Genomic DNA, 24279 nt, shown 5'->3' on the forward strand with positions numbered 1-24279 from the left:
AAAAAAACCCGCACGAAGCGGGGCTGTTGTCACTCAAGTTTCAGCAAGAGGTCAGACGTTGTGCACAATGTCGAAAACAGCATCCATGCTCTCGTCAGTGACTCCGCGCGCTTCCATTAGGAGCGGCACCAAACGGTCCATACGCCCAATATGTGTTTGTGTGCGAACAGCGATGCGCACTGCCAATCGTTCATCGGGCGGCACTCCAGTTTCGATCGTATCTGCTACGAACTGCGGCATACCGGCACCTGCGGCCCAGTCTTCGGCCTCGATCTCTGAAATCCAGCCTTGAGACGCAGCGCGCAGGGCAAATTCTGTACGCGTCAGACGCGAAGTCCTACGCTTTTGCGACGCTGCTTCCGAAGAATCGACCTCCCATGCCTGCCCATTCCAAAAATGCGCAGGACCGGGTTTCAAAGGAACCTCTTGGTATCCTTTGGGGTAATTTTCGATCTGGGCCGTGGTCGGTTCCGACTTCGTCTGCCAATAACCGAGGTCGGGGTGAAAAAAGCCATGTTGCATTATGTATACTCCACCCAAGAACCTGCTGTTCCACCGTCAAGGCGATACCAATAATCTGGCGGCACGATGGCAAATGCACACTGAATGTAAGCGCCAAACTCACCAGTTTGCGCGACACGCACGTAGTTCGCAGGGTCTGGCCCTACCAAAAAACTGGTTGCTGAGCTGTTGTCGAGCAAATCGGTCAGCGCAATTCCCAAAGGACGATCAAGCGTGTTCTGATAATTTGTACCGCTGAAACGATTGGCCGTTTCGTCAACCAGCGTCGTCGAGCGGCCAAACGAAAGGGCCGAAATCGCTTCTTCGGTGCGCTGCGGCGTCATCAGCTTACTGGCAGAAGACCCGACCTGCGCTTCGACAGCAGATGCGACAGGCAAACGCGCGATGGCGAGCGTCCCTGCATTAAAATTGCTGACGTTGCGATAATATGCCCCGTGTTGGCCATCGAGTAGGTCAGCATCGATATCGGATCCAGCACCGTCTGCACCGGCCACACGCACAATTTTGCCATCCCAAAGAATTTCGCCATTGTCCTTGAGCTGCAACAGCTTTTCCTCACTCTCGGTTACGACGGCGATTCGCATTTCGTCTTCACGGCTTTGAATGAAGCCTTTCCGCTCCAACAAATTGTAGAAGGAAATCAATGGCCGCAGGTTCAAGCTGTCTCCAAACCGGATTTGTTCGTCCGCAGGCCTGCGCGCCAACATCAAGCCAGAAAAAATTGTGTTGATGTCCGACCTCATAAGCTGATTGCTTTGCAGCCCATCTAATTTGTCAGCATTCACCGCTACACATCCCTGGTCTGTAATGGTCGCGAGGGGGCGATCATCAGTTCCGTCAAACATCATCAAAGTCGGGTTAGGTACTGTTTCCTTCACCCACATCATTCCGTCGACTGCATAGCTTGGGCGGGACACGCCCTTATGAAGGCTATTCACAGCATCGCGAAAAGCGCCAAGCAATGCCGCCAATTGAGTACCTGTTGTGGGTTGTGGATCAATTGTTCCGAAATCATACTGCATGTGCTTTTTCCATTTCTGCCGTCATTCCTGCACCCGGCCGTATCCTTTGGCCAACCAATCGAACGTACATGCGACACCACTGCCACCGGCGTCGACAAACTGTTGAAAAAATCCCTGAGCGGTAACGGATGATCGCACCGATCGCGCGCCGGATGGCAGTCCCTGCCCATCTGCACTGATTGCAGGTCTGGCGGCAAAGGCAGGGTCGAATGTAATCTGCACACCGTCAGCGGGACAAACTATGTCCACGCCTTCAGCGACCCGATCCGGCATGTCCACGGTAACGGCAAGCTGCGTGACCCGAATTTCAATGGCGGGATCGTCCGAACCAAGAACAAGTCTGAACCTGAGCGCCCGCGCAACGTAGTCGCTGAGTTGGAACGGTTCCCAATCCGTCCAAGCAACGCCGACATCTCCCGGATCGTCTTGTGTTGTTGATATTTGCAATTGAATTGAATAGGCGTCTGGGCTTGCCCCCGCCAGGCTGTCCACCCCTTCGAGACTAGTCCATGAACCCATCGTGTTTGTGATCAATCCACCAAAACCTCGAACGTCTGCTGTAACGCGCGAAGAAAAAACCTGATTAAGGTCTACCACTTGATCAAAGAAATATGTCCCCGAAGCCACAACCGTGTCGTCGGCGGGATTTTTTGTACTCAATTCACCGCCGTCCACAAACAGCCCCGGAGTTTTGAAGCCCGCAAAACTCGGCGATTCAATTTTGGTCTCGACAACATTGATTGTCGCCAACCCAGCGCTTTGCACTATGACTTCTGTTACATCTGGACTTTCCCGGCCAAACAGCGAAACAGCCTTGAGAAGATATCGACCTGACCGTGCGGGAGTGACGTACTGGTTTCCCAAAATTTGCGGATTTATTAAAGCCGCCTGCCGCCACCCTCCAGAGACGTCAGGTGCCAAATACCGCAATTCGTGATGGGAGACGACAGCGGGTCCGATATCCCATGACAACGAAAGCTGCGACCCGGTTACAGCAGACTTGAAACCTGTCGGTCCTGGTGGCGTCTCTATTTGTACGTCTCGAAAAACAGTCTCACGCGCAGGCGGTGAAAGACCTGACGCATTGCGACTAACAACCTCGAAGGCGTGTGTGCCCAACTCGCGCACCTCGTACCGACCAACGGTCATTTGCGTGACATCAATTCGCTTTCTTACGCCGGTCGGCGTCGTGACGAAGACGACAAAATCGTCAGCGCTGAAGGCCGCCCCCTCGGTCCACTCGAGGTAGGCAAACACAGAAGCCGAGCGCTCGCCGCCCGCGCCTTCCAAAATTTCGATTCCGACCGTTGCGGACACGATGCGCGGGGTTGCAGGCCTCAACAATGTGTTGGGCACCACATTGGTGATAACGGGTGTGTAGGGCGGGATTTCGCCTTGATCAGCTTGCAAAACATCCGGTGCTGCGGGCACACCGCGCAAGGCGGCCTGCAAGTCGCCGCTGTGCCGGATCGAAGTTACCAAAACCTCCAGCGTCTCTTGCTGCATTTCTTCGATCGTGACCAGATCGCCCAAACCCATCTGAACCGCAGAAACTTGCCCCTGCACTGTCCAGATACCGTCAAAAGACGCCGGTGGTGCCGCCTCGAACGTCACGATCTCACCGTCCGCGCGGCGCAGGTTCACACGGAAACTTGCACCCACAGGCGAAATGAATTCGTCCAGTTTAAAGCTGACCAGATTGTTTGCCGGATCCGTGACGATATCAGTAATCCGGCCTGAACCTACCCCGACCTTGGGCACGTCATGCACCAACCGCACCTTGTCGCCCATGTTGCAGCGCAGATGATCTAGATCACTTTGCCATTCGAATGTCTCAGGCCGCAAAATCGCCTGCGCAAGGTGATACCGCAGCAGCCGCCACGCATTTCCGCCTGTTGCATCCTCTTCGGTAACAACCACGCCCCGGATTGTCATGGTCTCGAACTCGGTGGCGTTTGTCGCATCGTAACCGTCCGCGTAGGCGATGATTTCGTCCTGTTGCCAATCCAGCCGCTCCGACAGCACCAGACCGCGGAATCCGTGGATTTCTTTCGGGAAGTTTATGGAACCTTTGAAGCCATAGGAATTACGCGGGCTGAACTGCTGGACAACCGGCCCAGCACCACCGTCGCGGACGATGGAGAATTTCCAGTCTCGTAGCGTCCGGCGCGCGCGGCCGGTTGCACAGACCAAGTCCAGCACGTCGGCCATTGTGGTCTGTTGATCTATAACGGCGTCACATGTCCAATGAGGTTCCTGCTGAAACCAGTCCAGCAGGTCGTCCAACATGATCCGGTTTGCAGCAATCGGTGCACGCAACATTGGCCCCATTAGCGCGCGCGCGTAGATCCACGCCGGATGACGTACCATCTGCGGCGCGCTCCAATTCGCCCCGTCCCAGATCGGGGCCATCTGTCGAACAATCCCGTTCACGCTTTCCAGTTGCCCATTCAGTTGATCGCTGGCCTTGATCCGAACGGCCATCTCGGCAATGTCTGGGTGGCTTGGCAGCGCGCCTGACCGCACGGAACGGATTGCCGTCAGATAGCTGTCGTCACGAATTAGCGGATCGTCGCTGTCTTCTGACAGGCGCGTAACTTCAATGTCATATTCGCCTTCTTCCGGCAACTCGATCGTTCTGCTGAAAACCAACTGCGCTGTGGATGCGCCGGTATGATCCTCAATCCCCGCGTCGACCCACACGCTATCTCCGACTTTGCGGTATCGGATTTGAACGTGAACGGTGTGCAATTGCTTTTGGCTCTCGTCGTCAAAGCGAACAAGGCCCTGATAGGTTACATCGATCGAAACCGAGACGCATCGATCGCGGGTTACGCGCACCACGGACACGTCCTTTTGTAGACGCACCGAATAGCCGTCCTGCGCTATGTCGTCTGGATACAGTGTCATTGATTCATCACCGGAGCGCCATGCGACAACCAATGGCTCCAGATCCGGCATGAACGCGAGAGTTTGCGCCTCGTCCACGTTCACGAACTCCAACTCGACGCCGTCAAATTCCGTGATTGGTGTGGTGCCGATCTTGAGCGTTTCCAGTGCCACCGGGCCGTGGCCCCACGTGAAACGCCCGCGAAAGTAAATGTCCTCCCCTTCGCCCTCGGTATAACCACGCGCCGTCTTGGGCGGAAACATCTGGTGGCGGCCCAGCACAGTCGGGAATATGCCATACCGATTTTCAGCGTTCGACGCTCCAGTGATGGAAAAGTTCGGGTTGTCTTCGCGTGCGGCGTCAGGAACCGTTGGCGGCGGGACCAGCGCATTGATCAATAGTGTCCCTACGATTGTCACTGCGGAATATACAAGCGCATAGCCTAGAGTGCCTGCCGCAAGTCCGAACAGAGTACCTGCGACATATCCGGCCGCTGACGGCAAAATCGCCGAAAGAATCACTCCTGCAAGAGGTCCTTCGACTTTGGGGAATACCTCGACAAAGGCGCCCTGTTTCGGTCGAACATTGCCCCACTTTCGGCGGGGCACGATTGAGGTACGCGTTCCGAAACTGATCACCACGTTGATGTCGTTGAGAAAGCGCGGATCTATGCCCGCGCCGTCGACAATCTCGGCCACCGTTACACCTTCTGCCATTGTCAGGTGCCGACGCCATCGCGGGCCTGTACGCAGCGGGTGTGTGCGCACCACCGTGTCAAAAGAAGGTTCAGGGCGCATAGCGATACACCCCTTCTAGCCGCGCGCCCCAGGCGCTCACACGAAAATCTTCCAAAACGCTTTCGCTGACGTCTGCACTGGCGTGCAACATCCGGTTACTGTCCACGACAAAGCCAACGTGCATCGACAAACCACGCACATTGAACAATGCCGCGTCGCCTTCCTTGACGACACTGACCTTGCGCCAGTTTGGCTTGGCACCTTCCACAAGGCGTTTTCGCACCGCCGCTGACATTGTGCACAGCGGGTCGTCCAACATCCGACCGAAACGCGCACGCTGCAGTGCGAGAAACAACCCAAGACAGTCATAAGAGTCAGGTCCGCGCCCCAACGCTTCGTAGGGCAGACCAATCCAATCGTTTGTCCACATGTCAGAAAAGCGCCGGAGTCGTCGTTGTGTTCATGGTGAGGTAACCAAACTGCATATCAAGGATCGGCTCTACGCCGAGTGTGCCGCTGATCGATTGCGCGTTGTACTCAGCCACACGCATTTCCAGATCACCCGGCCCCATCTGAATGTGATCCGGGTCCGACGCCAGAACCCACATGATGCCAACCTGCACAGCGCCGCGAACCGCGCGCAGTGCTTCGACAAGGCGTCTGTCGGAATTGTCTGCCACCCATTCCAGAACCGGCACACCTTGCGCCTCTTCATCCGGCATACCAACCTCGAAGGCCAAAGGCTCGAAGACCTCGCCCATGTGCACAACCTGTTCCGTGTTCGGCACAAGTCGTATGGCGTCGGCCCAATCCACTTGCGTGAGACGAACAAGCGGCAAAATGACCTCGCCAGAGCTTTCCGCGTTTATCGCCTCGAGCATTTGCGTCGAAAGTGTCGTTCTCATGGCAACAGCTCCATTGTGGTCGTCAGGCTGTAGGCGTCTTTTCCGATCGGCGTGACAGAATACGGCACGCCAGTTTGCACGATGCGGAACCGACCGGCGGTCTCGTAAATCGGATGCGGCATGTTGAAGTCCAGCGCACCCATGGTCAGGTCGAAGCGGTAGAAGGCTTCGAAGGCCGAAATTTGGGTTTCTGTCATCGGCCGAAACTCCACCGAAAACGCCTGCGGGGCAGACGTAAAGCGCGGCCGCTGTTTGGCTGGGCCACTGTCCATTTCCGTCCGAAGTACGGCCCCGGCCGGTCCTTCCATAACCAGCGGATCAAAAAGGGGTCTGGGAAATGTTTCTGGCCAGTCGGGCATGGTTACGTCCCCCGCGCCTGACGTCGAAGCCCGAACACAGAATTCATCGGCCGGTCCAAACGGCCAGACAGCAACCCTTCTGCGACGGCGTCTATGACAAGAACTTTCAGCCCCTGACCATCCGGTGTCGGTTGTGCCTCGACGCGTGCAGACGTGGCGTGATTGTGGATCTCGACGTTCAAAAGCGGCGAACCCGAGATGGCCGGAGGGGGCATCGTCGAAACCAGCCCGCCTTGCGCAAAGCGCGGCACCGTCACCCCCGAGTTGATGGCGTGCAACAGTGGTAGCGTCCGGGGGGTGACAGAACGTGCGCGCACAACGAACTCACCATCTGACAGCCGCGCCGGAATACTGTCGGACGTGGCAGTGCCGGGGCCGCGGATCAGCCCCCCTGTTGCCGCTTCCAAACCAAAAAACTTTTTTACAAAAGCACCCAAGCCCCTGCCACTTTGGCCAGAATTTATCTCCAGACTTGCAAACTGTTCCCGCAAAAGATCAAAAGCGCGGTCATTGGCCAGTTGCAAAAGGCGGTCTTTTATCCCGCCGATCGCATCGCTCAAGTTGTCGGCGCTTTGGACGATCGAGAACATGTCTTCTGCAATGGTCTCAAAGGTTTCCGTGCCGGTCTGTCCGACGTCTTTCAGTGTTTTTTCGTATCTGACCAATTCCGAGTTGATCACCCGCTGCGCGTCAGCCTGGGAAAGTCCAAGTTCCCGAAGGGCGGGCAGAAGTTCACGCAGGCGTTCCCGCTCCGCATTCATCGACTCTTCGATGAAGAGTGCGCGTTGGCCATTCTCGGCAAGCAATGCCCGTGCGGCCGCAAGATCGCGCTCTTCCCTCGCGAGCCGTCCCGCGCCGCCGCTACGACCGCCAGAACGTGACCGTTGGTTCCGGCCATTCACGATGCTGGCCAACGCCCGATCTGTAATGGCCTTTTCTGCGTCTGTTTGCGCGGCGTCTCCGATCGCCTGCGGCGGAAGCGCGCCACTCGCAACACCTTTCCGAATGACACGTGTGGAAACATCGTTGGACAGTTTGAGGGCGTTGGCGAGGTTAAACGCCAGTCTGTTTGCCTCATCAGCAGCTTCGGAAATGCCACCTGACATGTCAGTGTCGCCAAAGGCTTCGGCGTCGCCGGTCAGCCGCTGAATAATCTTGCGAAGCTCTTCCCCGGTTGCGGTCAGAAGAGCCAACTGATCGTCAGCGAGCTGCGACGCATCTGCAGCGGCCAAAAGATCCTTGACTACATCTTCTGCGATAAGCACCAGGTTTGCCAATTCGCCACCACCTGCGGTAGCCAATTCATTCATAGCGTCACGAAACTCTTTTGCCGACGTTTCGCCTTCGGCAAACGCACGAACCACATCAAAAACTTCGGGTCGCAGGCGCTGCAAGTTCTGGAGGAACGGCTTCGATAGTTCCCCTTGCGCACTTTGCTGCGCACGTGCCAGCGCTTGTTGCAGGTCGCGGGCCTCTTTGGTCGCCTGAGCGATGGATATTCCGGCGATCGATGCGCGCATTTTGTCCAGGTTGCCGCCTGCTGTCGCATAGGCAGCTGCGAGACTATCAACACGACCTTTCAAGGCGCTGGTCGCCCGCTCAGCCGCCGCCGTGCGGGCGGACATAATGGCAAGCCCACCTGCGATCGCGGTGATGGCCAACCCAATTGGACCGCCGAAAAAAGCCATCGCGTTGGTCAATGCTCGTGTTCTCAGCGTCGCAAGACGCGTTTTGATAGACAACTGGCCTTGTGCCGCGGTCAACGCGCGCGTGGTCGCCAATGCTGACGTCTGCGCGCCCGTCAGTGCCGTGGCGGCACGTACCTGCCCGCGTTGGGCACGTTCCAATTCGAGCCTCGATGCCTTAGTGACGCGCCCTTGTTGGGCGCGTGTGCGTATGTCTGCCTGTGCGGCCCTGACACGCGCATCCGCCGCGTCCTTTTCGGCGCGATATTGAGCGAGATTTGCGCGCGACTGCGTTGCCTCTTCCTTGGCCACTGCCACCGCTGTTCGCCGCGCCTGTGCGGATGCAACGAATGCCGCCGTCACTGCGCCAACACCACGGTTTCCGGCAACGGTCAACGCGACGGTGCCTGCCACTGCGAGGATCTGGGCAAAAGTCTCGGCACCGGCACCCGCATCGCTCAGAAGTCGGCCAAGCGTCACCAAGACACCATTGATCGCGTCAGTCGCACCCAACGCCTCGTCGACGTTACCGGCGTAGACCGTCAAGCCCGTGGTCAGAACATTAAACGCCTCTTCGCCCGAAACGGACAACGATCCAAACTTTTGGTCTGCCGTACTGGCCAGATTGTCGAGGGCGTCCAGAACGATGTCGGTGGTCAACAACTGGTCTTCGGCAAACTCTTTCAGTTCCTGACGGGTGATCCCGGCCGACTGTGCAAGTGCGTCGAGGAATTCAACCGGGGCGTTCTCACGGATGGACCGGAATTCGTCACCGGACAACACCCCGGATTGAAGCGCCTGACCGAGCTGCAACGACACGGATGCGCGCTCAGTTCCGCTAGATCCGGCAGAAGCCAAGAGCTTCTGCAACGTCTCTACGCGGCGCGACGTCGTGTCGAGATCATCGCCCGTGGATTTGGACAACCGCTGGATGGCTGCAGCGGTGCCGCTGATCGCGCTGCGGGTTCGCAAGGCCACGTCGACCAATTTCCGTTGTGAGGCTTCGGATGTCTCGCCGATCGATGTCAGGCGACGCTCTACGTCGCGCCACCCTTCTGCATAAGACCGCAGTTGCGACAGTGCGGTGCCCGAAACAACCGAACCCAATCCAACAAGGGCGGTACGTTGGTTCAGAATGCTCCGCGTCGAACGCTCCCACCGTTGGTCGATGCGTCCGAGACGCTGGTTAACCAGCCGTTCTTGGCGGGCCAGCGTGCGGTCATACTCGCGTGCACCCCGACGAAAGCCGCGGGTGTCAGCGGTGTATTCCGTCAGAATTCTTTCGGTCGTCATTTTTGCTGTGCCTCAGCCTTTTTCTTGAACATGGCAAAAGCGGCCCAAAACTCCTTTGGAGTGGACCGCCAGAACTCAGTCGGTGCCCAGTTCATCTGGACCACCGCAAACGAATACGTCGTGGTCAACCAGTCGTCGGCTGATCGAACAGCCCCAGCATCGGGGCCACCTCTTCGTCGAACTTTTTTTTTGCCTCTGGCGGCGCATAGCTGCACGCCAGCAGAAACTTGCATAGCGACGTGCGCAAAGGCAGGCTGGTCAAACGCTCTTCGAACAGCGCATCCCCAAGAGCATCCACGCCGGAAAAACCTTCACCTGCAGACTCGCAGGCGTACCAGACAATCAAAACGGCCTCGTACATCTTCAAGCGCTGCGCCAGGACAAGGTCCAGAAGTTCGGGCACCGTCATGGTGGTCCGTTCTTCGATGTCCCGCATCGAACCATAGGAAGGCCTCATTGCATATGAGGCCCCCCCAAGAGTAATCGACAGACCATCCCGCATCAGGCTGTGATCCCCGGAACCGGATCATCGACAAAGCCCAGGCTGACGCTTTGCGAAATGACACCTTCCGTGCCAGCCGTTTCGGCACCAAGCGAAACAGAAGCGCTCCCGGAACGCATCTCGCCGCCTGTGTTCTTGTCACCGTACTCGACCGCAACCAGCTCACCCGTTTCCGACAGAGTACGCAGACGCGTGTGGATGGTCAGCGCGGGGCGTTCCTTCTCAAATGAAAAGGTCAGCGTTGCACCCGCTTCGGTCTGGTATGGGTGCGCGCCGTTTTTGGTGCGGGATACTTGCGTTTCCTTGCCGGTGTTGAATTCGGCCTCACCCTGATATGGGATCTCGACCATCGTTCCCGTACCGTCATCGATTTTGACCAGAAGGTCCTTTTGATTCACTCCCTGACCCATGTCAGTCTCCTATGTGTGTTGAAAACCGGCTGATCCTGTGCTGGTTCAGCGGATCATCGTCTGCGGCGCTGTTGCTGCTGATATGTTCGATCCCCGTCGCGCCTGGTAACGGGAACCAATCCTCGAGTGCGGCGACGACAATGGGCTGCAGGCGGGCGACATTCTCACCCCCGCGCCCGGTCACGTCGCCTGTGCTGTCGTCAAAAACGTGCACACTGAATTCATGCCGACCGCGCCGACCGGCCTTTGTGGCGTGCGGCACAACAAGAAAACCGTCGATGCGCACGTGTAGGCGTTCAGGTTCGCGTGGAACATGGTCAAACACGGGAACGTCAGCCCCGCCTATGCCCTGCCCCATCAAGGCGTCGGTCAGCCTCTGCCACACAGCCTGTTGCAATGGCCATTGTTGCTGGATTGTCATCTCAGACCCCGCGCACCCGGCCCCGACCATTGCGGCCAAGACTTGACGGCCCAGCCGCCAAACTCAGGGCACGTCGCATCCGGCGCTTGTGTTTCGGCGCCTGCTCTGCCACCGCCAAATCATGGAACGGTCGAGCGCTTGTGTACCGCGTCCCGTCATGCACGAAACGGGCGTAGAACGCCGCCCTCCGTGCAGAGCGTGTAATGTACCCGACCAAACCAGTCTGCTTGGCTTTGCGCACAGTTTTGGAATACCGACGGCGCAACAGGCCCGAGCGACGTTTGACCATAGCAGCAATGTTCGCGCGCCCCGCCCCATGGACTGCGTCCACCGTGTCCCCGATCGCGTCAACCGTCACCTTGTCCAAAAGACCCGGTCGCGCCTTTGCGCGGCGGCGCGCCCCTCTGAACCCCCGCGCACGGCTCATGTCGGTTGCCCCTCCTGCAGCACCATACTGATGCTGTTGTCGCGTATATCCGGGAACGCTGCGGATCGAACCGCAAACACGCGCCCATCAAGAGATTTGACCCGCCAGCCTGCGCGCACCTGTAGGGTGTCATCATCGGCGCGAACTTTGCACAGGTAATCTGGCACTTGCGTCATGTGACCGCCCACCTGCGCATCATCGTTGACACTTTGCGGCCGGACGGTGAATTCCGCTTTGCGATCGAAACGGGGTGTCCAGGCAGTTTCATAGCCCCCCGCCCCGTTGCTGACGTTGACACTCTCTTCGAACGTCAACGGCGTGTTCAATCGCCCTGCCTGCATAACAGATCAGCCCGCTTTCGCAGGCTTGTTGCCCGAAGGCTTGGCGACGTCATCGGCCACCTCTTCGACGCATTGAAGCGTTTTGCCGTCTGCAACATCGGCCGCGTCGACGGTATCCCCGACTTCATAGCGCTTGCGATTGCCGCTATCGTTTGGCTTCCCGACGAAGCCCCTGGTTGCTTTGAACATTGTGATGGTCCTTTCGTTCACTCACAGAAGTTTCGGTGTGGTTCCAGCAAGGCCTTGACGCCCATCGGAACCTCTGATGCGGTCGCGGCAATCACCGCCGCCTCGCGGAATCGGTAGTAGTGCGCGACCAAAAGCCGGACGGCCTGCAGGATGTCGGCAGGCCAGCCGCTGGGGAATTCACTGTCGAGATCCCGACGAACATACCGCACCACATGCGCTTCGGCGGCGTCGATATATGACTGCAACAAAACGTCGTCGCCGTTATGGTTCAGGGCGACATTGCATTGCGGCTTGACGTCCGCCGGGATCAATTGGCTCACGTCTTAGCAGCCTTATTGCCGTCGGCCTTCCCCGATACTTCGGACTTTTCATTCTCCACCGCCCGCACCAGCGCTTCGAGATCAGAAGCAACTTTGTCTGCGCGTTCGAGTGCTGCGTCGCGCTCGTTTTTGACTGCCTCGAGATCAGCCATGGCTTGCGTTGCCTCGTCGATCCGAACCTGTTCCGACTCGGCAAGCTTGGCAATCAAAACCGCTAAATCATCTTGCACTTCTGACAATTTCGCTTGGGCATCCCCGGCCTCCTCCAGCGCCTTGGCTTCGCCGGTCTGCGCCGATTTCAGCGCCGTCCGCAAATCGGCTGCTGTCGCCGCAGCATCCGGTGCGTTGGCTTGTGCGTTTGCCAGCTTCTCGGCCTTCTTCCGATCTTTCTGGACCTCGGCCTTGGTCATCGCTTTCAGTAGCGGTGGATCGCGATCCAAAAGCGGGCGAACGTGTTTCATCACTTTCGGGTTCTTTTCGTCAATGTCGTAGATGACACCGAACCGGAAGGTCTGGACGGACGTGTGGGCCGTCGACAAGCATTTTACGAACATGGTCGTCTCCTGTAAAAACGGCGACCAGAAGGCCGCCGTATGTTGCGTCGTGTTCGCGCGGATTACGCGAAAACGAAGTCCCCTTTGACCATGGCAAGGGCGCGCTTGATCGCCAGAGCAACACGCTTGCGGGCCTTCACCGTGATCATGTCTTCGATGAAGTTCTGGTCATGTTCGGTCGACATGATGACTTCGGTCTGGTTGCGATCGTAGAACGTCGCGGCCATCGGAAAATCCCCGGCCAGCCATTCGCCTGAAGACATCGAATTGGACTCGATCACGCCCTTGCCCCACAGTACCGGCGTGCCCTGAACACCGGGGTTCCCGTAGATGTAGCGATTGTCCGTGCCGCCAACTTTCAGCAGCTCGATGGCGGTCCAGTCGGTTGGGTTCAGCAGGAACTCTGTTGCCATGTAGTCTTCCAGAGTGATTTGAAGGATACCAAGGCGCAGACGGTCAACGTGGTTGACGTTCGGCAGACCTGCCGGGGCGGCAAATGCTGGTGCTGCGGGCAAAAGGCCTGTCAGGTTCTCGCCCAAACCATCGCCCGCGACGATCTGGCGTTCCTCTTCGAGGTCGATCAGGTAGCGCAGTTCGCCGTCAATTTCCGACTGCAGTTGATCCGCATCTGCCAGAGCCTCTTCGCTCAGGTTGGTGTGCGTGGCCACCTTCTTGACGCGCTCGACTGACTTTTCCCAGCCGAATTCCGACGGCCCACTTGGTGCACCTTCGGCGACCATGCCTGTTCCGTCCGTGCGCAGTACCTGACGACGGTAGTGCACCTGGTCGGACCCGACACTTGCGGGCGTCAACAGGCCACGCACCATCAGGCGGCGGCGCGGCATCCGTACCGGGTCACGCTCTTCTTCGTGGTAGATCAGCCCGCCACCGGATCCGGCCGCAGTTGTGATCGCGTTGGCCACATCGATCGACATCGTGCCGCCGGTAAAGGATTTGACCCTTTCGTTTTGCACAATGGCTTGGCCAAGGGTCATGGGCTTGGCACCACCGCCCTTGTTGCCTTCGGCCACCTGCTGCGAAACGTCCAGCACCTTTGTGTCCAGACCTTCGAGCATCTCCTTCAGTTCGTTGACGACTTTCATGGTCGCCGTTTGTTCAGACAGCAGCTTGTCAGCCGCAGCCTTGGTTTCGGCGGAAACCTCACCAGCCCTTTTTGCCTCGTTCAGGGCATTCTCGGCCGTCTGTTTCACTTCGCCGTTAAGCGTGTCGAGTTTTTGTTCGACAGTCTTCAGCAGCGTTTCCGGGTCGCCGGTTCCTTCGTTGCGAACTTGGCCAAGAATGGAGTCCGGGCGCGCGGCTGCAAGTGCCGCCAAAGAAATGGCGGGCATTGAAAGCTTTTTCATAGCTTACCTCGTTAGATGGAGTTCAGTTTGTCCAGCGCGGTCTGCGCCAACTCTGCAACGGCAGCGCGCGGCGTACCGGATGGGGCAGCGTCTTGCGTGCCCCCTTTCAGACCGGCGATTAGCGACCGCCGTTCCGATCTCGTGACGCCCTGACGGGCCAACAAAAGATCAACCTGACGCGTGGCCGCGACTGGGTTGTCTTTTGTGTTGTTCTGTGCGCCGCCTGCAATGGCATCGTCGCCAAGGATCGCATCCGCAAGGCCCAAGTCGACGGCTTCGGTCCCGCCGATCCACGTTTCCTTGTCGAGCATGGTCGCGATCTCTTTTTCAGCGATCCCGCTCCGGGCGTGATAGACCTCGGCCGCCGCCGCGTCGAAGGGTTCAAGCCAATCCGCGACCTCGCGGAACGCATGACGATCCCCTGCGGCAAGAACCCATGTGTTGTGGATCATCAGAAAGGCCGCGCGTGAAATCTGGATTTTGTCACCTGCCATCGCAATGATGGACGCGGCCGAAGCGGCGAGACCAAGGATCTTGATCGTCACGGCGCCCGGATGTTCGTTTAACAGGTTGTAAATTGCCAGCCCTTCAAAGAAATCACCGCCGGGGCTGTTGATCGACACGACGACGTCACGATCCCCAATGTTGCGCAACGCACCCGCGATACGCTTGGCCGTCACACCATCGCCAAACCAATCTGCGCCGATCGGGTCCAGGATCGAGATCGTTGCTTCGTCTTTGTCTGACCCAGCGGATTGAATGTCCGAATTCCAACGCTGAATTGCGCTTACGGCAATGTCGGCCTTTGCGCCTGGGCGGGTCGGCACCCGAGCGATGGGCAAATCACGTTTGGTCATTGTTGTCCCTTCCCAATAGTTCAAGCGGCACCATCTGTGCCTGCGCCAACAAGGCATCCGCGTTAGGATCACTGTGGCGTTGAAGGTTCATCCGCTCGCGCCGTTCGTTGGCCGTCATTGTCCCACCCATGCCGAGTTTCAGCATCAGGTCGCCCTTGGCTTTACTGTCCATTTCGATCATCGCGTCACGGTCGAACTTGAAAAACTCCCGGCGACGCGCCGCAGGCGGCAACAAATCCTTTTTCATCCGCTTTTCGAGCCGAACCAGAAACGGGTTGATGCCAAGTGTGCGCCAAGACAATAGAATTGCCTCAACACCACTGCCCCACATAGTCTGACCTTCGTTGGCGTGACCAATGACAATTGGCGGGACACCGAACCAACGGCAAACGTCTTCAATCCCAAAACGGCGCGTGTCGAGGAGCTGCGCGTCCTCCGGGTTCATTTGAAGCTGTTTCCAGTCCAGACCGGCTTCCAGAACCATCGTCTTTCCCGCTTTAGACGATCCGACATACTGTTCAATCAAAGTGTGCAGTTGGTCGCGTTGATCCTTTTTCAAGGTCTGTTCGGACTGCAAAATCCCGGCCGGTAGTGCGGCGTTGGAGAAAATCGACGCCGCGGTCTGATCAGCAGCCAATGCCGCACCGATTGAATTCGCACCGTAGCGGACAACGGACATGCCCAGGCCATCACCAGCACCAAAGCCGCGAAGGTGGAACACCTTATCAGCGGGCAGGTATTCGACCTTTCCGCGATCGACGATCCGATAACGAAACCCACCGCCTCGCAGGGCCTCTGCCGTACACCCCAAAAGAGGCTTTAGGCCAACGAGGCGATTCCCGATCATAAGCCGCTCGGAATAGGCATTTCCCTGCAGCAAGGTTTGGGCAATCACACCTTCCCAATACTCCGGGGCCGTTTGCTCTTGGTTCGGCGAATCCTTGACGATCTCGGCAACATCGTCCGCCAACGCGGTGCGCCCGCCGTTGCTGTCTCGCCGGTAATGTTCGACCGGCAGTGAAGAGATCATTTCCGCTGTCTTGCGCACGCAATCCCAAACGGCCGAATGTTCGAGCGATGATTTTGCATTGACCATCGGGCCTGCCTTGGACCGCGTCGCATTCATTGGCCATGGCGATCCGTTGGCGAATGGCGACCAGCCGGTTCCAAAGGTGTATTCCGCCTTCACGCCCCGCGCGGCCGCCTTCAAAAATCGGATCATGCGACAACCACCACGTTTGCAAGGAAATCATCCAGCCCGCCGCCCGATGGAACCGGGTTTTGCAGCATAAGCTGCGACGCGTTTAACAGACCCGCCACCACGTCGATCTTAGCCGCGCCCGCCAGTTCTTTCGTTATGTACTGGTTCGACCGCTTCAACTCGACTTTGGAGTTCCCGACGGACCACGCAAAAAGAGGTTGCCCGCCGTGTCGCATGATCCCGGATTTTAGCCGCAAAGGTATCGACTTGATCGACGCTTGCAACTGCCAGCCCTGACCTACACCCGTCAGAAACGGCTGACCCAAACCGGCCAGATCCAGTTCATTCTGCAGTTCAGGCAAACCTGCAATGTCAACGCCCACCGCATTCTCTTCTGGCATCTTGCCGGTTTCATGCAGCATCGTCACAATCGCCACGATGTCGTCCACGTGTTGGAACGGTGTTTTGCAAATGATCAGGTCGCCGTCCTTCTCGAAGCCTTCGAGAGCGGGCGCGATGGACTTGCGCAGCTTCAGAACTTCGGGCTGACACCACGCGCGACACCATGCCAGCAAGTTGCCTGTATCGATTTCCTTGCCAAGCGCGACCGCGCCGCACAGATCGTCATCACCGCCGCCATCAACGCCGAACGTGATAACCTCAGATCTCTCGATCAACTCGTCTAGCGTCTTCGGCCCTGTGTCTGCCTTGTCCCAATAGATCTGCGCGCGCCACCCGTCGTCGCCTTGGGCGGTGCCAATCTCGACATTGAAATGCTGACTGGCGACCAAGGACAAAGCTTCGGGGCCGTCGTCTTCTGCGGTTTCCAGCGCGTCACGCAAGAAATCGTAATCGACGCTGCGACCGATATGTGGATTGACGAAGTGCCATGTTTCTTCGTTCTTCCATCCGCCGTCCTTAACCACGTCCGCGGGCAGCTCGTAGATCAGCGCCAGCATGGGCCGTCGCAGTTGCCCGTCACGGACACGCCGCGCGGTTTTCAGTTCGGCTTTGAATACGCCGGTTGGCGGCTTCTTTGACTGTGTCGTGATCTGCAACAGAAAGTGCCGGTTCTGCGGATGGGACAACGCACCGCGGATTTCGACAAAAACACCTTTTGCGGCAGGTTTGGTTGCAAAGGCGTGTGTTTCGTCGACAAGGATTGTCGCGTTCTTCGCGCCAGTGACAATGTCCGTGTCGGCCGCCTTGATGATGATCTGCGACCTGATGTCTGGATTGAGGTTCTTGATCGTTCGCGTTGTCTCGCGTGGTTCTGAAAACAGCGGCCGGATCCGATCCGTCCTTTCGATAATGCCGGACGCAGTGCCGAACGCGAGTTGCGCCAATTTGATCGATGGCGCAATCAAGATGAATTCGGCAGACGGGCTGGTGTTCAGAATGCACGCCGTCACAATGATCGCAGCGGCGATGGCCGTTTTGCCGTTCTTCTTCGGGATCATCACAAAGAATTCGCGCAAGTAACGCTTTTTCAGTTCCGGGTCGTAACTGCCAAAAATCAAACGCACCAACGCGAATACCCATTCGTCGCACGTCTCCCCAAAAGTCGGAAAACCATCCAGGTCTGGATTGCGCAACGACTTGAATATCCGTAGCGCCTTCTCGGCGTATGCATCATGCAGCGGCAACACTGGAAGTGGTGGCTTTCCGCCCAGGATCAGGTCTGCCCAATTCGGAACGGCCGTCGACCAGTCGTCAAACTGATTGAGCGCAAGCATCGACATCAGTGTACCTTCACGGGGTTCAGAAGATCGTCGCCGTCGATCGCAGCCACCGCTGCGTCAACTCGTTGATCCTTCTTGTTTCGCGGCGCGGGTGCCTCGGGCTTCTCTGCGGGCTGTTCGTCGTCGCCTGCAGCATCCCGAGAAAGATCCTTGATCCTCTCAGCCTGCAGGATCGCGTTCATTTCCTTGATCGCCGTCACGTTGCCCTTTTCCGCGGCCTTATCGAGCCGCAACAGCGCCTTTGCCTTCTCGTCCGCAATGGCTCGACGCCGTGCGGCGCGGACGTCCCGCTTCACGCCGGACGAAAAATAATGCTTCCGCAGGGTGGGCATAGAGATGCCCAATTGTTCGGCAATCCGCGATACTTCCATTCCGGCGACAAGCAACAGTCTGACTTTCTTGACATTTTCCGCCGTTGGAATGTGTCCATTGGCCCCAGCCTTCCCGTGATTTTCGGGGATAGGGTCGCCAAGCAGGTCAAAATTGCCAGCCACAGAAAAAAATTCTCCCAATGAGTACGCCGCGGGTCTAGGTAAAAGCCGGATTTTGACTTTCGACCCGCCCCCCCGGAATTTTGGTTGTTTCAGGTCAGGCGAGGCCCGACCGTTCAAGGCTCTGCTTTACCTTGTCGTGGTACGCCTTCGAAACCGAATGAAGGTTGTTGGGATCCCAGAACAGCGTCATGTCACCGCGATGCGGCTTGATGTGATCCACAACCGGGCTGTTTGCCGCTGGATACTTGCCCAGCAGCAGGACGCCCGTACACTGGCACTTTGGCCACAGCAACGGCGCATCCTTGAACAGCACGTGCGGCGGCATGAGGTGCGGACGATCCGAAAGATCAACAGCGTCGCGACGCAAGACACGCAACCGCAGCCTTTGCCAGGCAGCAGTGTTGTAAGGACCGCTGGAACGCCGCGCGCGCGGGGCCTTGCCCTGCTTGGATTGTGCAAGCTTGGGTGCCGCAGTACCCAGCTTCGGCTTTAGCACTCGAAGCTTTGCCATGCGCGTCGTCTCACCTTGTCCGATTGGTTCGCCTAACGAAAAGCGCCCGTCAGGGGTGTGATCCCTGCGGGCGCAATTCGTGAGAATAATGATTCGATACTCGCCGGATGACCTAACTGTCAACAAGATTTTGTAGCACCCGAACTCAAATGCCCTGCATACGCCACAGGGCGGCGCACAATGCGGATTGAAGCGTTTTTGTGTTTTTCGCGCTGCGGGACCAACCGTGCGCGCCTAGCACCGGCCCAAGCGCTTGTCCGTGCAAACACACTGCATCGACCAACACGCGCACCGTGATCAATTTGCGGCCGATGTCGCGCAAGTGATAGGAGCCAACTGAAGTTTGGCCCTCATATATCGGTGCCTTCCGCTTGTTGCTCTTTGCAACACCGTCGCCAATGGCTTCGTGAAACCATCGCAGACGTTCTGCCTTTGCAATATAGGCGTCCATTGCATCGACCTTGCCACAACCGCCCAAAGCACCATCAAAAGCCGAACTGCCCTTCACACCGAAGCCGTGAACCTCTTCCGTGATCTCGCGATAGCTTCGCCCTGCGCTGACCATGGCGCGGGTGAACGGCCCACCCTGATCGCCAGATCGCCGATGCGCCTGTTCAGTCATACGATCAAAGACATCACGTTCTTGTGCGGGCGATCCGCTGACGTATCGAACCGGCGTAATTTCAAAGTCTTCTGTGCCAACTGCAATCCGCTGTAGTTCAGTGTACGGCTTCAACGTCGCGCGCGCAGGTGCGACATGGATCTCGGCACTTACATCTGCGGGCGCAGATCCACGAGACAACAGGCGCGCGCGCTCAATTCTGTCTGCCGTCTGAGTCTCTTTGCAACGATCATTGGGCCATGGTTCATCCTCCCGGACAATACCGGAAGGCGTTACATAGAAGTCGGGCTTGGGCCGCTCGCTCACAATCATCATCCACTTCTTTCTACATTTCGTCGTTTGAAGACAGCAAAGGTCAACATATTGACCGTGAAAAATGGCAGCGGGGCACCTGGGGCAGAACACGATCATTCCGGGGCAGAACAATACGATCCGACACAAAAGGATAACCCGCTGACAAATAGAAACAAAATGCGGCAGGCGGGGCGCGCGGGGCAGATGGGGCGCACTTTCCAACCTTACGCACAAGAACACCCCACCCCAGACCCCGAATAGTTCGCGCACGCACGTACCTTGCCAAAACATGCCCCAAGCGCCCCGCCTGCCCCATCGAAACTGTAAGGCTCTGTATTTTCGACGATTTACCCAAACCATCGCGCGCGCCGAAACGCCCCGGTTTGGGGCCGAAGTCGGCAAATTGCCCCAATTTCGAAGAAATCAGCTTGTAGGGGTGCGGGGTGATTTGGGTGGCTTGCGCGGGATATGCAGCCAAGGGCGCCATCAGATACTTCGATACCCGTCTGGGACGTCTCGATCGTCAGCTTGATTTGGTATGGGAAGACCCTTGCTGTCGCGCCCAGCCCGTTCGAGCTGGTCGCGCATATCAGCCGTCAGTATGACACCACTATAACCGCGCGTGCCGTTCTTCTTGTGTCCGGCATAACTCTTTTGGGTCTTGGGGTGCAGATACTTGTCCGCGCGCTCTTTTAACCGCCGCGATATCGTGCCGGGTCGCCATGCACTCTGATAGTTCTCCAACAGGAAAAGGTAACACGCGTCGACGATGTCGCGCGCAGACAGAAAGTCTGAACCGCCATCGATAAAGCAAGCGTTGGACAGGAAGTCGCCAATGGGATCGCTGTCCTTGCGATACTCTTCTGTCGCCTGCACCACTTGGGCCGGTTCTTGCAATCCGCCCTCAAGGTAGTCCAGCAAGCCCCCGATCATCCAATTGAATATACCGGATCGCTCCTGTTCGAAGAGTCGATCACCAAGCTTTTCATCGCGTTCTGCCTCTGGGATTTGAACGTCGAATGGACACAGCAGCGGGCGACGCCATATTCCGTCGTCGGTCCCGCGGATCTCCAGCTTGTGGTTCCCAGTAAAAGCCAACTTGAAGTAGGGCGTGAACGTGACGAAGTCCGAATGCAGATTGCGCACCAGCATCTCGTCGCCGCCGGTCATTTCCTTGACCTTGGCTTCTTGCAGCTTTTCGCCCTCTTCGGGTTCATTCGTGATCGCAGCGCGGGCACCGATCAATCGCATCAGGTCAGGCGTAGCGTCGGAACCGGACTTGCGGTTTTTGCCGGTCAGGCTTTCGATACGCACCATCGTGGCGTAGTCGCCCATCATCCGGCGCATAAGGTTTGCCAACAGTGATTTGCCGTTGGCGCCCATCCCGTACATGTAAAGGAACTTCTGAATAGGCAGGCCGGTCATACTGACGCCAAACCAGCGCTGGACAAAAGCACGCATTTCCGGCTCAGGCAAAACTCGTGTAAGAAACGCATCGAAGCCAGGGCATTTCGCATCCGGGTCATAGTCCACCGGCATCATCTTTGTGATGTACTGCGGCGCATTCCGGCCCGGCATGGCTACTTCTCGCGCGTGGTCGATCACGGCGAAATCCGCCTGTTTGCTGCCACCGTCTTCGCGCAAATCCTCAACACGGAAACACAGAATGCCTGTTGCCGTGTTGACGGTCAGCGGGTCAGCGTCCAGATCTTCCACGTCGCGATGCAAGCTTGTGATTGCCTCGCCCAGCATATTCTTGATTGCGCTGCTGTTCCCTGCGGAACGGGCAAATGTCTTGTGCCGCTGTCTGGTCGACCCGCGACCCCAAAGTTCACCGCTCAACTTGCTCTTTTCGGCGTTCAGTTCACTGCGTTTTTTACCGCGCTCTTCGTCCGATAAATCCGCATTGGTGTCGTCGAATGATCGCAGTTCCGACCGGATCGCCTCGATGCGCTCCACGCGCCCCTGCTCGGCAGAATTCAATTCCAGATAAGGGATTTCCCTTTCGATCCACTCGTGGATGCTTTGGGCGTGCCTGCGAACAGCGATGCCGTCAGGATCCAAACGCCAGCGCTTGTCGTCCCAAACATGCCAACCGACGCGCGGGACATACATCGCGTCGCCGCCACAATAGTGCGCGAAACGCTGACCGTTGCCGGTGTCATTTAGCGGTAGCTTTGCCCCTTCCACCTCGGGGCCGTCTGATGCCTTATCAACCGGGAGCGCGGGGGGCGTCACGTCGTCAGGTGGCCCGCCAAGCCCCTCGATCGGGGCTATGTCTTCGGCCCGTTCCAACGTCGCACGCACGCCTTCAAGGTTGGGTTCGTCAGTCATCCTGCGCCCCCGCGGTCAAAACGTCGTTCAGATCTACCCCATCGCCAGCGTGCACGATCTGTGCACGCAATCCTGGAACAGTGGCCATGGCGCGACGTAATCCGCATTCAAGCTTCGCGCGCGTAGCTTTCGCGTGAGAGTCCCCGTCCTGCACATAGATTTCGCGCGTGATCCAGGGCGGTGGCCGGAAGGCGTCGGTATCCGTCATGTCAGGCACGCCGGAAAACCGTGTCCCCTCTAATTTCGTCATGCGACCGCTCATATTGCCGAGATCCACACCCGCCCAAAACGCGGTTTGATCCAACCCCAGCACGTCACCCCACCCCACCAGCGCGGTCAGGGTGGTTTCAATCCCCTCACCAATCACCAAAGTTCTGAAACGCTTCGGCGTGTACAACCGTATCGCGCCGCCCTTTTTGGACCCGCGCACCATCTTGGACGGCAGGGCGGCGCCTTCGTGCTGTATCCGCGCCTTACCGTGTGGCGGTGACGTGTCGACCCATGTTTGGTGGACGGCCGATATGTCGCCGTTTGGCTGTCTGATTGCCGCAATCATGCACGGGCCTCGATGCGCCGTGACAAGCGCCCCGTCGATTTTCTTGACGTAGGGATGATCCCAGATAAACCGAAGATCGTTAGGCAAATGCCGCAACAGGTCCGGCGCGAAACCACGTGCCGTCAGATATGAACGGACGACACCCTGCGCACCCGGACGGCTCCGTTGCCAAATGCTCAGCGCGTCCCGGATGGCATTTTGCCTATACCTCGCCTGCGCTTGTTCCTGCTGTCGTTTCGTCTGTTCAGCCTTGGCCTCGCGCCGCGCAATTTCTTCTGGATCAATCACGGCCGGGGCATCACCGCATAGAAAGGTCAATGCCGCTTTGAAATCGTAGCCAAGCACCTGCATCACCAGCGCAATCCCGTCACCCCCACGCACGTCGCACTTCCGGCACTGAAATTTGTGGGAACGCAAATTTACCCCGAACCGATCGCGGCCGCCACAAAGCGGGCAAGGACCAATCAGTTCGCCCGACATTTGACGCAGCCCGACGACGCCAACCCGGTCGACCACGTCGCGCACGGGGATTGCTTTGGCTTCGTCCAACCTGATGTCAGAATTCGCGCTCATGGCTCAATCACCCGAGATTGCGCCTTGTCTCGCCAATCGTCATACCGCGCGGCCGCCGCTTCGCGGAAATATTGCTCCGTTGCGTATCGCAACGCCGTCTTGGCCCGCCCTAAATCACGCCCTTTTTGTGCATTGATCAATTCAGACGCCCGCCAACGGATGGATTCCAGCGACAGCTGTATATTCTTGCAGTCAGGCAGAACGTCGCGCAACAGACGGATAAGCTCTAGTTCGAGTTGACAGCTGACGACCTGCATCGACAGTTGGACAGACAGAGCGACCAATGCCTTTTCAGCGGCAAGTTCGATTTCGTTCACAACAAGCCCCCCTGTCGCGGGATAAGGTGATCCGGCAATGGCGGATAATCGCCAGGGCGCGTGAGTGCCTTTCGGCAAGGACCGATGCGGTCGACGACACCGCGCCCAAGGTGATCACGCTTAAACACAAGCCAACAATAGCTGGTCGCGCTAGACGGTTTCTTGATTTCGTGTTCACCCGTTTTCTCGTTAAACCGACAGACCGGAACGTCAGGATCAAGCAAAACGCCTTTCCACAACACAACGCGCTCAACAAAGGGCATGAACACAGCTTCGGGCGTGTCGCGAAAAAGCGCGTTGAAGCGCTCCAACCCCTCCACAAATGCGGTACGGACAAAAACAGCGACGCCAGCCCGCGCCACCTGCAACCCGCGCTGAATAAATTCCAGAGCCAGACGAAAAGGCGGGTTGGCGATGACCCAATCCACAACGGGATCCGATCCATCCCATGGGATCAGGAAATCACGCACCGCCTGTTGACCGCTCCAACCGTAATCGTGAACGTCTGTCGCATAGACCTCATTCAAGTATTCAGCCGCAGGCGTGGCCATGAAACCGCGATTGCAACACGGCTCCCATGCCGATTGCGACGACAACGGCTCACCCAAGCCAATCAGCTTTTCACACAGCGCACGCGTGGCCCAAGGTGGCGTCGGAAAATCGTCGAGACTATCGCGCGCTTCTTGGCGCTGCTGCATCACCGCGGCGGAGGTGTTAGCGGACATAACGCAGCCTCCGCTTGTCCCAAACCCAACCATCGTTCCCGGTCGGGCGTCGCAGTTCCACCAGTTGCTGAAGCACGTCGAAGCTGGACAAATAGGGGCACTGCATTACGCG

The 24279-nt window shown here is 57.8% G+C and carries 25 protein-coding genes; all 25 read right to left on the reverse strand.

Translation table 11 applies throughout. From position 1 onward, the window contains the following. Nucleotides 1–51: 51 nt before the first annotated feature. A complete protein-coding gene (locus tag Q1A85_RS06725) occupies nt 52–522 on the reverse strand; it encodes a hypothetical protein (protein ID WP_299686672.1) in 471 nt (156 codons plus the stop codon). Further along, nucleotides 522–1544, reverse strand: coding sequence for a hypothetical protein (locus Q1A85_RS06730; RefSeq protein ID WP_299686674.1), 1023 nt, complete (start codon nt 1542–1544; stop codon nt 522–524). Before Q1A85_RS06730 ends, Q1A85_RS06725 begins: the two co-directional genes overlap by 1 nt. Before the next feature lie 21 nt (nt 1545–1565). Then, nucleotides 1566–5132 (reverse strand): hypothetical protein, encoded by a 3567-nt coding sequence (locus tag Q1A85_RS06735; protein WP_299686676.1) that lies wholly within the window; start codon nt 5130–5132, stop codon nt 1566–1568. An 88-nt stretch (nt 5133–5220) separates the two neighbouring features. Then, nucleotides 5221–5601 carry an NlpC/P60 family protein gene (locus Q1A85_RS06740; RefSeq protein WP_299686678.1) on the reverse strand — a complete coding sequence of 127 codons (381 nt, stop codon included), beginning with the start codon at nt 5599–5601 and terminating at the stop codon, nt 5221–5223. A 1-nt stretch (nt 5602) separates the two neighbouring features. Further along, on the reverse strand, nt 5603–6076 hold the full coding sequence (locus Q1A85_RS06745) for a DUF1833 family protein (RefSeq protein WP_299686680.1): 474 nt from the start codon (nt 6074–6076) through the stop codon (nt 5603–5605). Continuing rightward, nucleotides 6073–6435: a hypothetical protein gene (locus Q1A85_RS06750; protein ID WP_299686682.1), complete on the reverse strand. Its 363-nt coding sequence runs from the start codon at nt 6433–6435 to the stop codon at nt 6073–6075. Before Q1A85_RS06750 ends, Q1A85_RS06745 begins: the two co-directional genes overlap by 4 nt. Nucleotides 6436–6437: 2 nt before the next feature. Further along, nucleotides 6438–9413, reverse strand: a complete 2976-nt coding sequence (locus Q1A85_RS06755; protein ID WP_299686684.1) for a tape measure protein — start codon at nt 9411–9413, stop codon at nt 6438–6440. A 124-nt stretch (nt 9414–9537) separates the two neighbouring features. Then, nucleotides 9538–9870: a hypothetical protein gene (locus Q1A85_RS06760; RefSeq protein ID WP_299686686.1), complete on the reverse strand. Its 333-nt coding sequence runs from the start codon at nt 9868–9870 to the stop codon at nt 9538–9540. Between the two features lie 44 nt (nt 9871–9914). Next, a complete protein-coding gene (locus Q1A85_RS06765) occupies nt 9915–10325 on the reverse strand; it encodes a hypothetical protein (RefSeq protein ID WP_299686688.1) in 411 nt (136 codons plus the stop codon). Between the two features lies 1 nt (nt 10326). Continuing rightward, entirely contained in the window at nt 10327–10746 is a 420-nt protein-coding gene (locus tag Q1A85_RS06770; protein ID WP_299686690.1) for a hypothetical protein, read from the reverse strand. A 423-nt stretch (nt 10747–11169) separates the two neighbouring features. Then, nucleotides 11170–11514 (reverse strand): head-tail adaptor protein, encoded by a 345-nt coding sequence (locus Q1A85_RS06775; RefSeq protein WP_299686692.1) that lies wholly within the window; start codon nt 11512–11514, stop codon nt 11170–11172. Nucleotides 11515–11520: 6 nt separating this feature from the next. Next, nucleotides 11521–11703, reverse strand: coding sequence for a hypothetical protein (locus tag Q1A85_RS06780; protein WP_299686694.1), 183 nt, complete (start codon nt 11701–11703; stop codon nt 11521–11523). Nucleotides 11704–11720: 17 nt separating this feature from the next. Then, the gene (locus Q1A85_RS06785) at nt 11721–12023 is read right to left on the reverse strand and encodes a head-tail connector protein (protein ID WP_299686696.1); all 303 of its coding nucleotides are present in this window, start codon (nt 12021–12023) and stop codon (nt 11721–11723) included. After that, entirely contained in the window at nt 12020–12577 is a 558-nt protein-coding gene (locus tag Q1A85_RS06790) for a hypothetical protein (RefSeq protein WP_299686697.1), read from the reverse strand. Before Q1A85_RS06790 ends, Q1A85_RS06785 begins: the two co-directional genes overlap by 4 nt. Before the next feature lie 62 nt (nt 12578–12639). Further along, nucleotides 12640–13941, reverse strand: a complete 1302-nt coding sequence (locus tag Q1A85_RS06795) for a phage major capsid protein (protein ID WP_299686698.1) — start codon at nt 13939–13941, stop codon at nt 12640–12642. Between the two features lie 11 nt (nt 13942–13952). Then, entirely contained in the window at nt 13953–14798 is an 846-nt protein-coding gene (locus Q1A85_RS06800) for a head maturation protease, ClpP-related (protein WP_299686700.1), read from the reverse strand. Further along, nucleotides 14785–16020 carry a phage portal protein gene (locus Q1A85_RS06805; RefSeq protein ID WP_299686702.1) on the reverse strand — a complete coding sequence of 412 codons (1236 nt, stop codon included), beginning with the start codon at nt 16018–16020 and terminating at the stop codon, nt 14785–14787. The genes Q1A85_RS06800 and Q1A85_RS06805 overlap by 14 nt, the downstream gene beginning before the upstream one ends. Beyond that, complete coding sequence (locus Q1A85_RS06810; protein WP_366140566.1) at nt 16017–17741, reverse strand: terminase large subunit; 1725 nt, start codon at nt 17739–17741, stop codon at nt 16017–16019. The genes Q1A85_RS06805 and Q1A85_RS06810 overlap by 4 nt, the downstream gene beginning before the upstream one ends. Next, nucleotides 17741–18253, reverse strand: coding sequence for a hypothetical protein (locus Q1A85_RS06815; protein WP_299686704.1), 513 nt, complete (start codon nt 18251–18253; stop codon nt 17741–17743). The genes Q1A85_RS06810 and Q1A85_RS06815 overlap by 1 nt, the downstream gene beginning before the upstream one ends. A gap of 76 nt (nt 18254–18329) precedes the next feature. Further along, nucleotides 18330–18746 carry a hypothetical protein gene (locus Q1A85_RS06820; RefSeq protein ID WP_299686706.1) on the reverse strand — a complete coding sequence of 139 codons (417 nt, stop codon included), beginning with the start codon at nt 18744–18746 and terminating at the stop codon, nt 18330–18332. Between the two features lie 145 nt (nt 18747–18891). Further along, nucleotides 18892–19683, reverse strand: coding sequence for a hypothetical protein (locus Q1A85_RS06825; RefSeq protein WP_299686708.1), 792 nt, complete (start codon nt 19681–19683; stop codon nt 18892–18894). Between the two features lie 465 nt (nt 19684–20148). Continuing rightward, complete coding sequence (locus Q1A85_RS06830) at nt 20149–21996, reverse strand: DNA primase family protein (protein WP_299686710.1); 1848 nt, start codon at nt 21994–21996, stop codon at nt 20149–20151. Continuing rightward, nucleotides 21989–23125: a hypothetical protein gene (locus tag Q1A85_RS06835; protein WP_299686711.1), complete on the reverse strand. Its 1137-nt coding sequence runs from the start codon at nt 23123–23125 to the stop codon at nt 21989–21991. The genes Q1A85_RS06830 and Q1A85_RS06835 overlap by 8 nt, the downstream gene beginning before the upstream one ends. Further along, on the reverse strand, nt 23122–23442 hold the full coding sequence (locus Q1A85_RS06840) for a hypothetical protein (RefSeq protein ID WP_299686713.1): 321 nt from the start codon (nt 23440–23442) through the stop codon (nt 23122–23124). The genes Q1A85_RS06835 and Q1A85_RS06840 overlap by 4 nt, the downstream gene beginning before the upstream one ends. Continuing rightward, nucleotides 23439–24167, reverse strand: a complete 729-nt coding sequence (locus Q1A85_RS06845; protein ID WP_299686715.1) for a hypothetical protein — start codon at nt 24165–24167, stop codon at nt 23439–23441. Before Q1A85_RS06845 ends, Q1A85_RS06840 begins: the two co-directional genes overlap by 4 nt. Nucleotides 24168–24279: the final 112 nt, after the last annotated feature.

The sequence above is a fragment of the uncultured Tateyamaria sp. genome, from assembly GCF_947503385.1.
Classification (GTDB): Bacteria; Pseudomonadota; Alphaproteobacteria; order Rhodobacterales; family Rhodobacteraceae; genus Tateyamaria.

Bases quoted from the DNA above. Each gene is read 5' to 3' on its own strand.
- Q1A85_RS06725 (WP_299686672.1), bottom strand. From the start codon at position 522: ATGCAACATGGCTTTTTTCACCCCGACCTCGGTTATTGGCAGACGAAG.
- Q1A85_RS06730 (WP_299686674.1), bottom strand. From the start codon at position 1,544: ATGCAGTATGATTTCGGAACAATTGATCCACAACCCACAACAGGTACT.
- Q1A85_RS06740 (WP_299686678.1), bottom strand. From the start codon at position 5,601: ATGTGGACAAACGATTGGATTGGTCTGCCCTACGAAGCGTTGGGGCGC.
- Q1A85_RS06745 (WP_299686680.1), bottom strand. From the start codon at position 6,076: ATGAGAACGACACTTTCGACGCAAATGCTCGAGGCGATAAACGCGGAA.
- Q1A85_RS06750 (WP_299686682.1), bottom strand. From the start codon at position 6,435: ATGCCCGACTGGCCAGAAACATTTCCCAGACCCCTTTTTGATCCGCTG.
- Q1A85_RS06755 (WP_299686684.1), bottom strand. From the start codon at position 9,413: ATGACGACCGAAAGAATTCTGACGGAATACACCGCTGACACCCGCGGC.
- Q1A85_RS06760 (WP_299686686.1), bottom strand. From the start codon at position 9,870: ATGAGGCCTTCCTATGGTTCGATGCGGGACATCGAAGAACGGACCACC.
- Q1A85_RS06765 (WP_299686688.1), bottom strand. From the start codon at position 10,325: ATGGGTCAGGGAGTGAATCAAAAGGACCTTCTGGTCAAAATCGATGAC.
- Q1A85_RS06770 (WP_299686690.1), bottom strand. From the start codon at position 10,746: ATGACAATCCAGCAACAATGGCCATTGCAACAGGCTGTGTGGCAGAGG.
- Q1A85_RS06775 (WP_299686692.1), bottom strand. From the start codon at position 11,514: ATGCAGGCAGGGCGATTGAACACGCCGTTGACGTTCGAAGAGAGTGTC.
- Q1A85_RS06780 (WP_299686694.1), bottom strand. From the start codon at position 11,703: ATGTTCAAAGCAACCAGGGGCTTCGTCGGGAAGCCAAACGATAGCGGC.
- Q1A85_RS06790 (WP_299686697.1), bottom strand. From the start codon at position 12,577: ATGTTCGTAAAATGCTTGTCGACGGCCCACACGTCCGTCCAGACCTTC.
- Q1A85_RS06795 (WP_299686698.1), bottom strand. From the start codon at position 13,941: ATGAAAAAGCTTTCAATGCCCGCCATTTCTTTGGCGGCACTTGCAGCC.
- Q1A85_RS06800 (WP_299686700.1), bottom strand. From the start codon at position 14,798: ATGACCAAACGTGATTTGCCCATCGCTCGGGTGCCGACCCGCCCAGGC.
- Q1A85_RS06805 (WP_299686702.1), bottom strand. From the start codon at position 16,020: ATGATCCGATTTTTGAAGGCGGCCGCGCGGGGCGTGAAGGCGGAATAC.
- Q1A85_RS06810 (WP_366140566.1), bottom strand. From the start codon at position 17,741: ATGTCGATGCTTGCGCTCAATCAGTTTGACGACTGGTCGACGGCCGTT.
- Q1A85_RS06820 (WP_299686706.1), bottom strand. From the start codon at position 18,746: ATGGCAAAGCTTCGAGTGCTAAAGCCGAAGCTGGGTACTGCGGCACCC.
- Q1A85_RS06825 (WP_299686708.1), bottom strand. From the start codon at position 19,683: ATGATGATTGTGAGCGAGCGGCCCAAGCCCGACTTCTATGTAACGCCT.
- Q1A85_RS06830 (WP_299686710.1), bottom strand. From the start codon at position 21,996: ATGACTGACGAACCCAACCTTGAAGGCGTGCGTGCGACGTTGGAACGG.
- Q1A85_RS06835 (WP_299686711.1), bottom strand. From the start codon at position 23,125: ATGAGCGCGAATTCTGACATCAGGTTGGACGAAGCCAAAGCAATCCCC.
- Q1A85_RS06845 (WP_299686715.1), bottom strand. From the start codon at position 24,167: ATGTCCGCTAACACCTCCGCCGCGGTGATGCAGCAGCGCCAAGAAGCG.